Here is a 15,008-nt window from a genome sequence, read left to right as displayed (position 1 = left end):
CGTATTACCAAGTATTAAGTTTTTGTTGCCACGCCAAGCATTTATCCGCGATGGTATCCACCGAATGCCCCATGATGTCGGCTGTGACAGCGATATAATCAACGGGCGCGCCGTTTAGATCATCCCGAAGCTGGTGGATATTTTCAAGGGCAATACCACCAATCACGCATAAAGGAAAATCAAATTCAGTGGCTTTTTTTAAAATGTCTCTTGAGATGATATTTGCGCGCGGCTTGGTGATAGAGGCAAATGCTGTGCCCATGGCACCATAAGTAGCACCTTCACGCTTAGCTTCTTTAAATAGGGCAATGTCTGTATGGCAGGTACGACCAATAACCACATCATCCCCCAAAATCTCTCTGGCAACCCGCACGCTGCCATCACGCTGACCCAAGTGCAGCCCCGTCCCAAAATGCGATGCAAGCTCTAAATCATCATTCATCACCACATCGATATCATAATCGCTAGCAAGGCTTACGATCATTTCAGCTTCTCGATATACCGTCGCCAAATCATACAGCTTCAAGGTGGACTTGCGGCGCACTTGCAGCAATGACACCGTGCCTGTATCAAACACCCGCTCAAGCTTATCTAACAAAGTTGATATCTCATCATCATTGGTGAGTAAGTACAATTTAGGTGCTTTATCATTACCTTGTGAAGTCATTTATCATCATCCTAATTGATTATTTTGTTCTAAAACCGCTAAATTAAAATCAAAAAGGTATTATAGCGTAGATCAGCGACCCGTGCATAATAATCATATAACAATGAAAGGGAGTTTTTAGGATATTTAATAAAAATCATATGTGTGAGTATTATGTAAGTGACTACTCTACCTGGTAGTTCATTCGCCTTATAGAATAACAAGGAGCTAACCACTCCTTGTTATTTGCTCTATCTTTGATCACACTCATCAGTTTTTAGCGTCAAATTAAATTCTAATAATTTTACTAGAATTGGGATAGATATAATGCTTTTTTACATTATTAACAATGCTTTGCATATCCACATCTCTTTGTTCAATACTAGGAGACTTAAGAATAACAACAATACCTGTATAGCCTGATTTTAGTGTCACATGGCACAATCTTTAAAACTGCCAGATTTACCACCTAAGCACCACGGATTTTGTTTTACCTTCAAGAAAGAGGATTCAACCTTAATGGTTCGAGCATTAAGACCTGTTACTGTTAGTGATGCTGTTTTCAATCCCCAGAGTTGAGAAAAGTCAGGATGTTTTGAGGCGGCAACACCCAATCTCATCATATCTTTAACTGTAGACAGTTGCTGAGAATCTGGCAGTCCTGTCGGATTTTTAAATACAGTTGATGTCATATCCAACTGCCTCGCCTTACTATTCATCATAGCAACAAAATCTAAGCCAGCTACTAGGGAGGTTGCTCGAGCAATCGCTTTAGCAGCAATATTGCTTGATGGTAGCATCATATTAATTATTAAGTCTTGGATACTAATCACATCTCCTGCTTTTAAGTTGTATCCAGAGCCAGTCACTATGTCATCTTCAATAATCGTGATTTTTTGATCCAAGCTAAGATACTCTAAAGCAACTAATGCGGTCATTACTTTTGTGATAGAGGCCGGATAGGTTTGATGGTTTAACCGTTTATAATGCAGTATATTATCATAAACAGGCTTACCTTCTGGATCAATAGGCAATATCCCAAAGCATTGAGCTTTTAACTTAGCATAGACTGTTTCAGAAGTTGCTTTCATATTTTCAATAGACCTCTCTAGTGTTCTGTCTAACTCATCCATACGCTGAGTTATGCTATTAATGGCTTCATTAAAGTTTATGTTTGTAGGAATATAGCAACTTTCATGAATAATATGATCATATCCTGATACATCTGGGGATAGTTTTAGATAATTACTTTTTTAGGCAAAAATGAACCATCCAGTGTCACAGAAATCAGCTCTGGTTGACCGTCTATTGCATGAAAAACATGACTAATGATACCGCCGTTTAGCTGCACCCGAAGTTTCGCTGAATCTAGGCTTGGCTGGGTTAAATAAGTGATGTTATCTACTCCCGCCTCATAGTCTGATTTTAAAATTGAGACAAACTCCCAACCATTCAATGCTTTAGGATTATCAATCGCATCGCAATCCAAAGCGACAAATCTAAGGTAATAGCACCGATTAGGATCGGCATGAATAATTTTAATATCCAAAACAGCTTTTTCAATATCATTAATATGCTCTGGGCGAGTTATACCCCCTCTACTTTTTTGAGTAAAAGGAAATAGTTTTCCTGCATTAATTAAAAGCATATTTATTTTACTTTGCGACATTGTTAAAATAGTATCTTGACTTAATTAAATGCATTAAAAACACTTTGTCGATTTTTTGACCCGCTCAAGGCTTTATATCGATATCCACCCGAGTTAATAATGGTCAAAGCAAGTAGGAGCTATATCATTATTTAATAATTAAAAATGGATCGATAACCGAGCTCAATGATGGGCATGTTTCATTTATCCACTTTTAAGTGTAGTCCTAGTAATATCAGTGATAGGATTGAGCTTTAGTTTTTGTAGCATTAACTGATTATCATTTTTAGGATAATAGCTGACTTTGGCTGTCCCATTTAAAGTACAGCAGCACGCCAATATTTCGTCGTCTGCTAAAGTCGCCAACGGTTTTTTTACCAAAGTGATCGATCCTGTGGTTGCAATCACTTTCATGCGGCAAGTGCCACAGTAGCCTTGTCGGCATTCATAGCGCACCTTTTTATGCTCTGTACGGATCATGCCATCGAGCAGTGTTTCGTTGTCGTGTAAATAAAATCGTGTCTCGTCAGTAAATATCCAACCCATATCGCAATCTTTATTTTTCTTGTTATGACTGATTTATGAATTAGGGCTTGTGTGATCACAAGCCCTTTTGATAATTATAGCTCAAAATCATCCAGATCCACATCATCCAAATCAGAATCAATCTGACCAACCAAATAAGTTGTAATTTCCGTTTCTTGAGGGGCAACCTGGACATTGTCCGAAGACAGCCAAGCATTAATCCAAGGAATGGGATTACTTTTAGTTTCAAAAATGGCTGGCAATCCAATGGCTGACATGCGAGTATTGGTGATAAACTCAATATATTGGCATAAAATATCTCGGTTCAGACCAATCATTGAACCATCTTTGAACAAATAGTCTGCCCAAGCTTTTTCCTGCTCGGCGGCACTTTTAAAGATCTCAATCGCTTCTTGCTGACACGCTTCGGCAATGGCGACCATTTCAGGATCATCTCTGCCTTGGCGCATAAGATTAATCATATGCTGAGTACCATTTAAATGCAAAGCTTCATCACGCGCAATCATTTTGATAATTTTGGCATTACCTTCCATGACTTTACGTTCAGCAAAGGCAAAAGAGCAAGCAAAGGACACATAAAACCGAATGGCTTCAAGCACATTTACAGCGACAATGCATAAATACAGCTGTTTTTTTAGTTTTGGCAGAGTCACTTCAACCGACTGACCGTCAATTTGATAAAAGCCCTCACCATGTAAGTCATACAATTTGGCACATAAATGTAGGTCGTCATAATATTTGGCGATATCACTTGCACGCTCAAGGATATACTCATTATCCACAATATCTTCAAAAATCTTACTTGGATCGTTGACAACATTACGGATAATATGTGTGTAGCTGCGCGAATGAATCGTCTCACTAAATGACCATGTCTCAATCCAAGTCTCAAGCTCAGGAATAGAAACCAAAGGTAATAAAACCACATTTGGGCTACGACCTTGGATGCTGTCAAGCAAGGTCTGATATTTAAGATTACTTAAAAAAATGTGCTGCTCGTGCGTAGAAAGCTCGGCAAAATCAATACGATCTTTTGAGACATCTATCTCTTCGGGACGCCAAAAAAACGACAGCTGCTTTTCGATAAGCTGCTCAAAAATCGGGTGCTTTTGTTGGTCATAGCGAGAGACATTCACCGGCTGACCAAAAAACATCGGCTCTAACAAAGCATTATTTTTAGTTTGGCAAAAAATAGAATAACTCATGCGATGACTCAAATTGTAGTTAAAATAAGGTGACTAAACAGATTTGGTTTGACTGATAGTGGTTATCATTTTGTGTGTTTTGGTCATTTTAACATAAACACATCAGACTGAAAACCCATTTATCATCTTAGTAATTTTTATCATGTTATTTAAAATTATTTTAAATAATTGATTATTAAAAAATTAACCATAGATTATCTCAAATTAAGCTATGGTTAATTATGTAAGCTCTGTCTAAAGCGCATCTAAACCGTGTGCCAAATCCTTGATAATATCCCGAGCATCTTCAATCCCAACCGATAACCGAATTAAGCCATCATTGACGCCCGCTTCAATGCGCTGTTCGGGCGTCATGCGAAAATGGGTGGTGGTAGCAGGATGGGTAATGGTGGTTTTGGCATCGCCTAAATTATTAGTAATACTAATCATACAAGTGCTGTCAATCACTTGCCACGCTGAAGCTTGATCAGCCACTTCAAATCCGATGATCGCCCCAAATGCTCCCCCATCCACTTCCAGTGCGGTATGCTGAGATTTGGCGAGCTCATGCGATGGGTGGTCTGACAGCCCTGAAAAATGAACTTTTTTGACATTGGGATGACTTGCTAAAAATTGAGCGACTTGATTGGCATTATCACAATGCGCCTTCATGCGTAAGGACAGGGTTTCAAGTCCCTTTAAGAGCACCCAGGCATTGAAGGGTGACAGACTGATGCCGCCCGTGCGCACCACGCCAAATGCCTTCTCCATCAACTCATCACGCCCAACAAGCGCTCCGCCCAAGATACGCCCTTGTCCATCAATATATTTGGTGGCTGAATGAATGACCACGTCAGCTCCTAGATCCAGTGGCTTTTGGATGGCTGGTGTGGCAAAACAATTATCAACAATTAATAAAGCTTCGTGTGCATGGGCAAGACTGGACAAGTAGCGCAAATCGGCAATTTGCGCTAAAGGGTTACTTGGACTTTCGCAATAAAGCACACGGGTATTTGGACGGATTGCCGCTGCCCATGCTTCATTATCAAAGCAGTCCACATAACTGACCTCTACCCCAAATCCTTGAAAATACCCATCAAAAAGCGCGACTGATGACCCAAACAACTGCTTGGCGCAAAGCAAATGATCGCCTGCTTTTAGATACGCCAAACACATGGTTAGTATGGCGCCCATGCCTGAAGCAGTCGCCACAGCTCGCTCACCATTTTCAAGCAAAGCTAAACGACGCTCAAACGCTCTGACCGTCGGATTGGTATGACGCGAATAAACATTGCCCTTGAGATTGCCATTAAAATGATCGGCGGCATCGGCGGCGCTGGCGTACACATAGCTACTGGTTGTAAAGATCGCTTCGTTATGCTCACCTTCATCCGTGCGATGATACCCGCCTCGAACTGCCAAAGTCTGCTCAAAATAGCCAAGGCTTGGATCAAGTGCATCTGTCTGCCAATTTGGGTCAAGCTGAGTCATAAAAATTCCTTAAATTGGGATATAAAACACGGTAAGCATAGCATAATTTTTTTGGATTTTCATCAGTCATTTGCCACACTCGGACTGATTTATGGGTGTTTACTAATTCCAAAATAGAAAATAAAAAGTCTGATTTGTCGTTGGTTTTTTATGACAAATTTGCGTAAAGTATGCACCATCTATTCATTTGGTTTGGAATTTATCATGACAACATTGATGACACTGAAAAAGACAACATTAATGGCAACAGCATTTGGTGCCGCTTTTGGCTTAGCTGCCTGCTCTAATAATACCGAAACGCCGGCCCAAAGTGCTGACACTGCGAGCAGCAGCACAGCACCTGCTCAAGGTTCAATTGAGCTTTTGAATGTCTCGTACGATGTATCTCGAGATTTTTATAAAGAATATAATGAAGTTTTTAAAAACCATTATCTGACCAATCATCCAGATGCCAAAATTGAGATCAAACAGTCTCATGGCGGCTCAAGCAAGCAAGCGCTTTCGGTGAAAAACGGACTGCAAGCAGATGTTGCTACTATGAATCAAGGCTCTGACATTGAGCTGCTGGCTGATGCTAAGCTAGTGGATAGCAATTGGCGCCAAGCATTCCCAAATAATGCCATTCCTTTTACCAGCACCATCGTATTTTTGGTGCGAGAAGGCAACCCTAAAGGCGTCAAAGACTGGAATGATTTGGCGACAAGCGGCACAGAGATCGTCATCGCCAACCCAAAAACCACTGGTAACGGTCGCTATGCATTCTTGAGCGCTTACGGCTATGGCTTGAATGCTTATAATAATAACGAGGCACAAACTCAAGCGTTCGCCAAATCACTTTTAAGCAATGTTAAAGTATTTGAAAACGGTGGGCGTGCAGCAACGACGACATTTGCTCAGCGTGGTATTGGTGATGTTCTGATCACTTTTGAAAATGAAGCCAATGTCATCAAAGGCAAATTTGGCAATGTGGATATTATTTATCCAAGCTATACTGTCAATGCAGAAAATCCGATTGCAGTCGTGAAATCTGTGACCGATAGCAAAGGCACAACCGAAGCTGCAACAGAGTATCTGAATTATCTGTACAGCGACGAAGCTCAAGAGCTTGCGACGAAGTTTTTCTTAAGACCAAGCAATCCTGATATTCTAGCCAAACATACCGATAAATTCCCCGTCATGACGACCTTTTTCCCAAATGATGTATTTGGAGATTGGGCAAGCATCATGAAAACTTATTTTAGCGATGGCGGCTTGTACGATCAGCTCGCCGTTGAAGCCCAAAACCAGTAATTCACTTTTGTATAAAAGCAGCCAAGCGATGAGTTTGGCTGCTTTTTTATTGAACTTAAATAAAATCAATCTTAAACATTTTCATCATTCCAAAATGGAAAAACAAAAGCCTTTTTTATTATTATGAATATTTTATTGATTATTATAAATTATTCACAAGATCAATGATCCATAAAAGGAGTGTCTGAAAATGAACAAAATCCAATTTTTAACTGCTGTCTCAATTACTTGTCTTGGCATAAATGGCTGTACAAATTCAGCCAATAGCAACGCCAAAAATGAAGGGCAGAAAGTTGAGCTTTTGAATGTGTCTTATGATGTTTCCCGAGATTTTTATAAAGAATACAATGAGTTATTTATAGATCATTATCGTAAGTCTCACCCAAATATCACTTTAAGCATTAAGCAATCTCATGGCGGCTCAAGTAAACAAGCCATGTCCGTCGCCAATGGGCTTCAGGCAGATGTTGTCACCATGAACCAAAATTCCGATATCGATCTATTGGTCAATAAAAATTTGGTCGATCAAAATTGGAAAGAAAAACTACCAAATCAGTCTGTGCCTTATACCAGTGCAACTGTGTTGTTGGTTCGCGCTGGGAATCCAAAAAACATTCGAGATTGGTTGGATTTGACTCGTGAAGGGATTGAAATTGTCATCCCAAATCCTAAAACTTCAGGCAATGGTCGCTATGCCTTTTTGGGCGCGTATGGTTATGGGCTACACACTTTTGGTAATGATGAGCCAAAAACTGACGCATTCATGCAGCAGCTACTTGCCAATGTCAGCGTGTTTGATCACGGCGCGCGTGCTGCAACCACCACATTTACCCAACGCGGCATCGGCGATGTCCTCATCACCCCTGAAAATGAAGCCAGCCATATCATTCATGCGCTAAGACCTGGCGAGTTTGAAGTTGTTTATCCCAGCTATACAGTTGCGACCGAAAACCCTGTCGCGGTTGTCGATGCTGTGGTCGATAAAAAACAAACACAAGAAGTAGCAAAAAGCTATTTAGCACAGCTATATCACGATGATGCTCAGCGCCTAGCAGCCAAGTTTTATTTGCGTCCAAGCAGCCCACAAATTTTAGCAGAGTATCAAGACAGATTTCCTGCGCTGACCACCTTTATTGTCTCAGATGTCTTTGGTAACTGGGATGAAGTGATGAGCCAATTTTTTGCAGATGGTGCAAAATTTGACACACTAGCCAAACAGTAGGTTTGTCAATTAAGCAGTCAGTGATTTGGCTGCTTTTTAGTCAATTTTTAGAGCATCTAATAAGCCACCATATAAAACCAAAGCAAGCTGTTTGCCCTTTTCAATCTCAGGTAGTGGCTCCAAACCGTCTAATATCTTTTGCCAAGACTGCCCTTGGCAGTGATCGTCATACTTACCCGATAACCAATCACCAAACTGACTTGCGCTAAATTCAAGCTCATTTTTGGCATACAAAGCGACTATGGTCAGCGAAGTCATCAAAGGTAGAACTAAAGGAACCTGCTTCGTTAATAAACTGACTGCCATGAAGTTTTGTAGCTGCCGCTTAGCCAACTCTTTATGGACGGGCTTTAGCGTTAATAAAGACGCGTCACCGAGATTAAAGTCTTTTAAGTCGTTGCTAGCTCGCCCAAACTGCCATAAGCTGCAGCCAAGATTTTGTTCGATGTCGTTTTGGTCGGTCTGTCTGCACACTTGCCACGCCAAATGATGCAAATAAAAGCGTAAAAAATGCCCTGCGCGCGCTGCATTTGGCAGCACTCGCAGCCAATGATCGCCGCTTAAAGGTACTTTTGCGACGATATCCAGTGGCATATTGTTTAGATCAATTGCAATATATTGCTCTTTGGTAGGGCTGATCATGGATGAATATAATAATTGCTCTTTTTTGGGGTACAGATCCGTTAGATTTTGTGCAAAATCATCAGTCAGATCTGCCAATTGACCAACCAAAATATCCAAACTGGTCAATCGATTGGCGCCAGCAGGCAGCAAGCTGTCATAATAGACGCGTACAATTTGAGTGAGCGCTGCCTGATCCTCCTTGATATGAATGGCGTCCATGAGCTTATGATGATTAAACTCATCCATAGGCATCCCATCAAACACCCCTTGCGCCATGGCATCAATCAAGGCTTCTTTGAGCTGATATTGACCCAAACCATCCAAAGACAGCGGCTCTTCTGCAAAGCTGTCGTCTGCTTCATACAACAGCGGTAGTTTGTGCTTTAGATAAGCTATGGCAGGGTTTTTAAGCGCGCGATGAATCTGATCAAGTGGCAGGCTATTTGGCAATTGAATACCAAAACTGGTTAAAATCTCCTCTAATGGCGCACTTTCGCCTTGTAGATTTTTTTGTAGCGCTTGGGCAAGCGTTTCATAAACGCTTGCCTCAGGTAGGCTTACGATGGATAATTGATCAAAATCTTGATCCAGTAAGCTGCGCAGTTTCACCATCATGGGTGATGGCGGTAGGTAATATGTTTGGGATGTTTTGGCGTGTAAAATTTTTTGGGTCAAAAAATCAGTGAGATCATCTTCATCAGACATCATCTCATCTGTCTGATAAAATACAGAAGCATCAAACGCATTGGCTGCGTGCTCATAAATCAAAAGCTTCTGAACCAGCTTAGGTGCGATGGCAGCGATTTTGGCGTGCATTTGATCGGCTTGATCGCGATCTGCTTGAAAGTCAGCCATCCAGTCGACATTGGATTTAAAAAATTCAATCAACTCACTGACTGGCGCTGCTGGCAACAACTGGGTGCCATCCTCCGCCACACTGGTATAAAAAATCGCACAGGCATCACGGCTGCATAACATGGCATCCAAAAACGCGCCATTATCGTCATCTTCCAAAAACCGATCGCCGCGACGCTTAAGTCCAGCTTTCATCAAATCTAGGCGAGCTTGGCGATCCTGCCTCGGAAATGCCGATAAATTCATATCCAGCATCAGCGTCAAGCCAAAAGGCACACTTCTTAAGGTTCCAAAACGCGCAAAAGTGATCGTGCCCGCTGGCTCAGCACTCACGGCTTGAGAAGAAAGCAGGCTTGTCATACTCTCAAGCACAAACTCAAGCGTAAGCTCTATATTTTGAGCAGTCTGTGCAGGCGTAGCGGCATGGCGGTGATAATGGTGGTTGGCGCGAATACTCGCTGCAATACTGTTCATCGCCTTGAAAATGACGCGCATCTGACTGGTTTCGCGATATTTGGCGAAGTAGCGATTAATCACGCGATGCTCGATATGCTCAAGCCAATCAATCACAGGCGCAAGTCGTTGATATTCATTACGAAGCTCTCTTAGCCCTGCATGGATCAGACACAGCGCCTCAACGATCGGCTGATCGGCTAATGTGACACCCGCCAAAGGTAGGCTTGCTTCTTGAAACGACTCATCCCGCCATTTAAACGGATGCATCAATGGGCTTGGCAGTGGCGTATCTTGGGGCATTAAAAAGCCTGCCACAATACGATCCAAAGCATAGCTAAAGCTATAACGATAATCCAAATCAGCTTCGTCAAGCGTCATTGCCAAATGCTCGGCGTCAAACCCTCGACGAAAGCCAGCTGCATCCAATAACTGACAGGCTCGATTGACTGACTCAAAATCCAGATCAAGGCTTTCGTAGAGCGCTGGCGTCATCAGCCATTCATACACATCTTCACGATAAAACCGTGCATTTTTGGCACCAAGCAGCCGATAAAATCCACTGATGGCACTCATCAGCGAGTCCACCTCACGACTGGCAGTACCCGTAATTTTGGCAGGTAAGCTTAGTCCATCCATACCAACATCATCATTAAAAACCAATCGGATAAGGTCCTCGGCTGCCTCAACTTCGGGCAAATAAACCACAATGTCAGACAATTTTCGGTGGCTGCCGTCAGAATTTGGCTCATTAAGGTAGCGAGCTATGATCATGCGAGCTACTTCAAGCTGCCGTTTTAGGCTGTGGCAAGCATGAATGCTAAGACTGGGCAGGCGCGGCTGTTGATCGGTTTCGCCCAATTCAAGAGGGAGTATCAACTGGCTTTTGGTTTTGATTTTTTGTTCCCAAAACGCGCTGTCTTTGAACGCTGACACAAGCTGTTGTTGCCACCACTGTTTGGTCGCCTCGCCATCTTCAAGCATCAAAATGTCAGATTTGAGTTGATTTAACAAACTGTCAGAGGCTTGAGCTGTTGATACGAAATCATCTTGCCAGTCAACTTGCCAGTCTTTGGGCGTGCGGTAAGTGTCATAAAATCTGTGATTCACTCCCTCTTTTTCATAATAATAATCGCCGCCAGACATATCCGCCAACATCGCAAAAGTTTCGCGAGACTCTTTACCCAGTCTTGACAATAAAGCATGACCATAATCTTTAAGATACACTGAGCTTGGATTGATGATGCGCTGCGTCGCCAGCCAGTTTTTATCAACGATATCTGCCCAAAACATCTTTGATGGATTAAAATGCAATAAATGCACATCCAAATGCACCGATAAGCGCTTTAAAAATTGCAGCTCCAGCAAAGGAATCTGCTGAACGGTAAATAGATAAAGGTTATCAGGCAGGCTTTGATGCGCTTCAGTCGCTACACTTTCACCGCGCAGACCATCAAGCACCGCCCAAAATCGCACCTCAAGCGCCTCACGATAGGCATAGACCTCAGCAAATAATTGTCGCCACAGATATCGCAGTAGTTTTTCAAGATTATGATACTGCTCGATGAGCCACTCGGGCGTTGGATCACTATCGCCGTACTCATTGGTAAAGCGATCCTTAGTCTTGATCATCTCATCGATCGGCTCAGGCAGTGGCAATCCATGGGTCCATGCGTGCAGCCATTCGGGTCGGTGGGTCAAATACCGAACAAAGACCGATGACACCTCCTCACAGCTTCGCCACAGTCGATGCTCTGGAATGCTTTGGTGCTGAGCGTCATAGATTGCCGTCAAAAAATCATACAAAGGATGCTCATTCTCTTGCATGATTTTTATGATCTGCTCACTGGATAGCGTTTTGATAAATCCAAAAATCCGCCAACGCATGACCGAGCCCGACAATACCGCCACTTCTGGTACTTGTAAGGCGTCCGAAGGATGATGATTGGCGTCAATCCGAAGCACCTGCTGAATGAGCTGCCACTGATATTGACCCCAAAATTGTGTCACAAAAAGCGTGCTGATACCAAGCTTTTCTGCGACGCTGCGATTGAGCCAATCTCCCAGCACCATCGACGGGACGATCACCGTAAATGGTGAAAAAACAGCAGCACCTAGCCCCGCCCCTTGACCTTCCGCTTGAGTTCTTTGATAGTAAGTAATCAGGTGGTCTAACAAGATTTGGGTGTCATTTGACTGAGTAATTTTAAACATATCACTATGGATCGGACATCAAATTGCTTTAAGCTCAAGAGATTGAGCATATTGTACCGCTTCACGAGCTGCGATGGCTTTTGCCCAGCGGATGACATTTTGATAAGTTTCCACTTCCAAAAACTTAGCGGCGTCATAGCTATCAGAAACATAAAGCTCTCCTAAGCACAAACGCCCATACCAAGGATAAATCGCCATATCAGCGATGGTATAGTCAGCTCCAATCATAAAGGTGTGGTTCGCCAAATGCCGATCTAAGACATCGAGTTGTCGCTTGGTCTCCATAGCGTAACGGTTGATTGGGTATTCCATAGGCTCTGGCGCATAAGCATAAAAATGCCCAAAACCACCACCCACAAATGGCGCCGACCCCATCTGCCACATCAGCCATGAATACAGCTCTGATAACTGATTGAGATCGGTTGGGATAAAGGCTTTATGTTTTTGAGCCAAATACAATAAAATCGCGCCACTTTCAAAGATGCGAATGGCAGGCGTGACACTCTGATCAAGCAAGGCTGGAATTTTAGAATTTGGGTTAATTTTGACAAAATCTGAGCCAAACTGATCTCCTGCCATGATATCAATCTTATAGGCATCGTAGCCTGCGATCGCGCCAAGCAATTTGAGCTCCTGCAGTAAGATATTCACCTTAATGCCATTGGGCGTATTCAAAGAATACAGCTGATAAGGTGCATCACCAACAGGCAAGCTCTGCTCATGCGTCGCGCCTGCTGTCGGCCGATTTGTACCGCCAAACTTGCCGCCGTTTTTAGATTTGATGCTTTGGTAATCCCAAACTGCCGGTGGTGTATAACTGTTCATATCATATCCTTTTGCTTAAGTATTCTTTGTACTGATGGCCATAAAAATACCATCATTTTGAATCATCTGTATATCACTATACATCAAAAAACCGCCAATTGCATCCGCTTTTTGAGCTTTAAAAGCTTAGATTTTTGTGAGCACTGGTTTAAAAAATGGTTAAAATAAAAGCCAGTTTATAATTATCTTTTATTGTAATTAGTCGTCATATTAAACTTAGAATTTTTAAAATTATTTTAATAAAAATAACCAAATTATTAAGTCAGTCAATTAAAAAACGCACCGATTTTGATCGATGCGTTTTTGGTCTTAGCGATTAAATCATAACAAAATGCGGCGCGGATCTGCCAACAATTTGGCAATATGGCGCGTAAAGACCGCAGCATCTGCGCCATTAATCACGCGGTGGTCATAAGACAGTGACAGCGGCAACATGAGACGCGGCTCAAACTCTTTACCATTCCATCTTGGTTGATATGACGCTTCAGACACGCCCAAAATGCCGACCTGCGGCCAATTTACAAGCGGTGTAAAGGCTGTACCGCCAAGATTACCTTGGCTTGAGATGGTAAAACTTGCGCCTTGTAGGTCTTTGGCGGTGAGTTTCTTATCACGCGCCTTTTTGGCAAGCTCACCAATCTCAATGGCAATTTGCTTAATACCTTTATCTTGAGCATCCTTGATCACAGGCACAATCAAGCCATCATCGGTTGCCACCGCAATACCCACATTCACCGACTTACGGATAATGATTTGAGTATTATCATCCGATAAATGGCTGTTAAATTTCGGCGTTTGGGTGAGTGCGTATGCCACCGCCTTGACAATAAATGCCAAAATGGTCAGACCAATACCCTGCGCCTTAAAGTCGCCCTTAAGCTCATTACGCAGACTTTCAGTATCTGTGATATCAGCCACATCAAACTGCGTCACTTGAGGCAGGTAGGTATTGTAATTTAGCTGAGGAATTGAGACTTTTTGTAGGCGAGTGAGATCCTGAATTTCAATCTCACCCCAAATCTCTTTATTGCTCATATCTGGCAGGCTTGGCAAGCCAGAGCGCACCTCAGTCGTGCTAGCCTTGGTTTGATTAGCAGAACCACTCATGACTGATTTGACATAACCAAATAAGTCTTCTTTTAAGATGCGTCCATGAGCCGCTGTGCCTGTCACAGCGCTGATATCCACACCTAGCTCACGCGCCAGTTTACGCACTGCAGGACCGGCATAGACATGACGAGCTTTTTCGTTCACCACAGCTTCTGGCAGCTTGGTTTGCGAGCTTTGAGCTGCAGATTCACTCTTAGATTCAGATGCCGCCGATTGAGTGGTTTTTACCTCTTTTTCTTTGGCGTCTTTGACAGGCTGCTCTTTATTTGATGACTGTTTGGCTGGAGCGCCCTTGCCCTTAATGGTAATAAACGCTTGACCATTTGAGATGCTATCGCCTGCTTTGATCAAGATTTCTTCGATCACACCATCGACTGGCGCAGGCACTTCAACCGAGGCTTTATCAGACTCAACCAAAATCAGCGGCTGATCTTTGGTCACTTCATCGCCAACCGCCACCATGATATCAGCAACTTCAGCACTATCCACACCAAGATCTGGCAGATGATGAGTTTGGCTGCCACCTACTTCATTCGTCTCAGCCTGATCGTCTTTTGACTCATCATCGCTGACAGGGGCATCCTCTTTGGATTCATCCGCTTGCTTGGTTTGAGATTCATCACCGGCTTTTGAATCAATGTTTTTAGCATCGCTGCTTTGATCACTGTCAAGGGTGAATAATAAATCCCCTTCAGAGATGTGATCACCTGCCGAGATGTGAATTTCTTTGATAACGCCTGCGCCAGGTGAAGGCACTTCGACCGAGGCTTTATCAGACTCAACCAAAATCAGATTGTCATTTTCGCTGACGCTATCGCCAACTTTTACCATAATTTCAGCAACTTCAGCTGATTCAACACCCAAATCGGGGGCTTTGATTTCCATCATATTCTCCTATAA

General features: G+C 42.8%; 11 protein-coding genes. 2 read left to right on the top strand and 9 right to left on the bottom strand.

Annotation, left to right across the window (positions count from 1 at the left end; all coding sequences use genetic code 11):
• Positions 1-4 precede the first annotated feature (4 nt).
• The 6 genes from B0180_RS06905 to B0180_RS06880 form a co-directional block, all read right to left on the bottom strand.
• The gene (locus B0180_RS06905; protein WP_078256262.1) at positions 5-667 is read right to left on the bottom strand and encodes a thiamine phosphate synthase; all 663 of its coding nucleotides are present in this window, start codon (positions 665-667) and stop codon (positions 5-7) included.
• Positions 668-1,077: 410 nt separating this feature from the next.
• On the bottom strand, positions 1,078-1,779 hold the full coding sequence (locus B0180_RS06900) for a D-alanyl-D-alanine carboxypeptidase family protein (RefSeq protein WP_078256261.1): 702 nt from the start codon (positions 1,777-1,779) through the stop codon (positions 1,078-1,080).
• Positions 1,780-1,883: 104 nt separating this feature from the next.
• Positions 1,884-2,294 (bottom strand): hypothetical protein, encoded by a 411-nt coding sequence (locus tag B0180_RS06895; RefSeq protein WP_143821292.1) that lies wholly within the window; start codon positions 2,292-2,294, stop codon positions 1,884-1,886.
• A gap of 204 nt (positions 2,295-2,498) precedes the next feature.
• Positions 2,499-2,840, bottom strand: coding sequence for a 2Fe-2S iron-sulfur cluster-binding protein (locus tag B0180_RS06890; protein ID WP_233424949.1), 342 nt, complete (start codon positions 2,838-2,840; stop codon positions 2,499-2,501).
• A 74-nt stretch (positions 2,841-2,914) separates the two neighbouring features.
• Positions 2,915-4,045, bottom strand: a complete 1,131-nt coding sequence (nrdB, locus tag B0180_RS06885; RefSeq protein WP_078256259.1) for a class Ia ribonucleoside-diphosphate reductase subunit beta — start codon at positions 4,043-4,045, stop codon at positions 2,915-2,917.
• Between the two features lie 234 nt (positions 4,046-4,279).
• Positions 4,280-5,515 (bottom strand): O-succinylhomoserine sulfhydrylase, encoded by a 1,236-nt coding sequence (locus B0180_RS06880; protein ID WP_078256258.1) that lies wholly within the window; start codon positions 5,513-5,515, stop codon positions 4,280-4,282.
• 204 nt (positions 5,516-5,719) lie between these two features.
• On the opposite strand from B0180_RS06880, the gene B0180_RS06875 reads away from it, so the two are divergent.
• Entirely contained in the window at positions 5,720-6,805 is a 1,086-nt protein-coding gene (locus B0180_RS06875) for a sulfate ABC transporter substrate-binding protein (protein WP_078256465.1), read from the top strand.
• A gap of 190 nt (positions 6,806-6,995) precedes the next feature.
• Positions 6,996-8,027 (top strand): sulfate ABC transporter substrate-binding protein, encoded by a 1,032-nt coding sequence (locus tag B0180_RS06870; protein ID WP_078256257.1) that lies wholly within the window; start codon positions 6,996-6,998, stop codon positions 8,025-8,027.
• Between the two features lie 36 nt (positions 8,028-8,063).
• Here the strand turns inward: B0180_RS06870 and B0180_RS06865 are convergent, their stop codons facing one another.
• From B0180_RS06865 to B0180_RS06855, 3 genes are all read right to left on the bottom strand, one after another.
• Positions 8,064-12,173, bottom strand: coding sequence for an exodeoxyribonuclease V subunit gamma (locus tag B0180_RS06865; protein ID WP_078256256.1), 4,110 nt, complete (start codon positions 12,171-12,173; stop codon positions 8,064-8,066).
• 18 nt (positions 12,174-12,191) lie between these two features.
• Entirely contained in the window at positions 12,192-12,998 is an 807-nt protein-coding gene (gene yghU / locus B0180_RS06860) for a glutathione-dependent disulfide-bond oxidoreductase (protein ID WP_078256255.1), read from the bottom strand.
• A gap of 321 nt (positions 12,999-13,319) precedes the next feature.
• Positions 13,320-14,993: a 2-oxo acid dehydrogenase subunit E2 gene (locus B0180_RS06855; protein WP_078256254.1), complete on the bottom strand. Its 1,674-nt coding sequence runs from the start codon at positions 14,991-14,993 to the stop codon at positions 13,320-13,322.
• Between the last annotated feature and the right edge of the window lie 15 nt (positions 14,994-15,008).

The organism is Moraxella canis, from assembly GCF_002014965.1.
GTDB lineage: Bacteria > Pseudomonadota > Gammaproteobacteria > Pseudomonadales > Moraxellaceae > Moraxella > Moraxella canis.
This window is presented reverse-complemented; position numbering and strand designations above follow the sequence as displayed.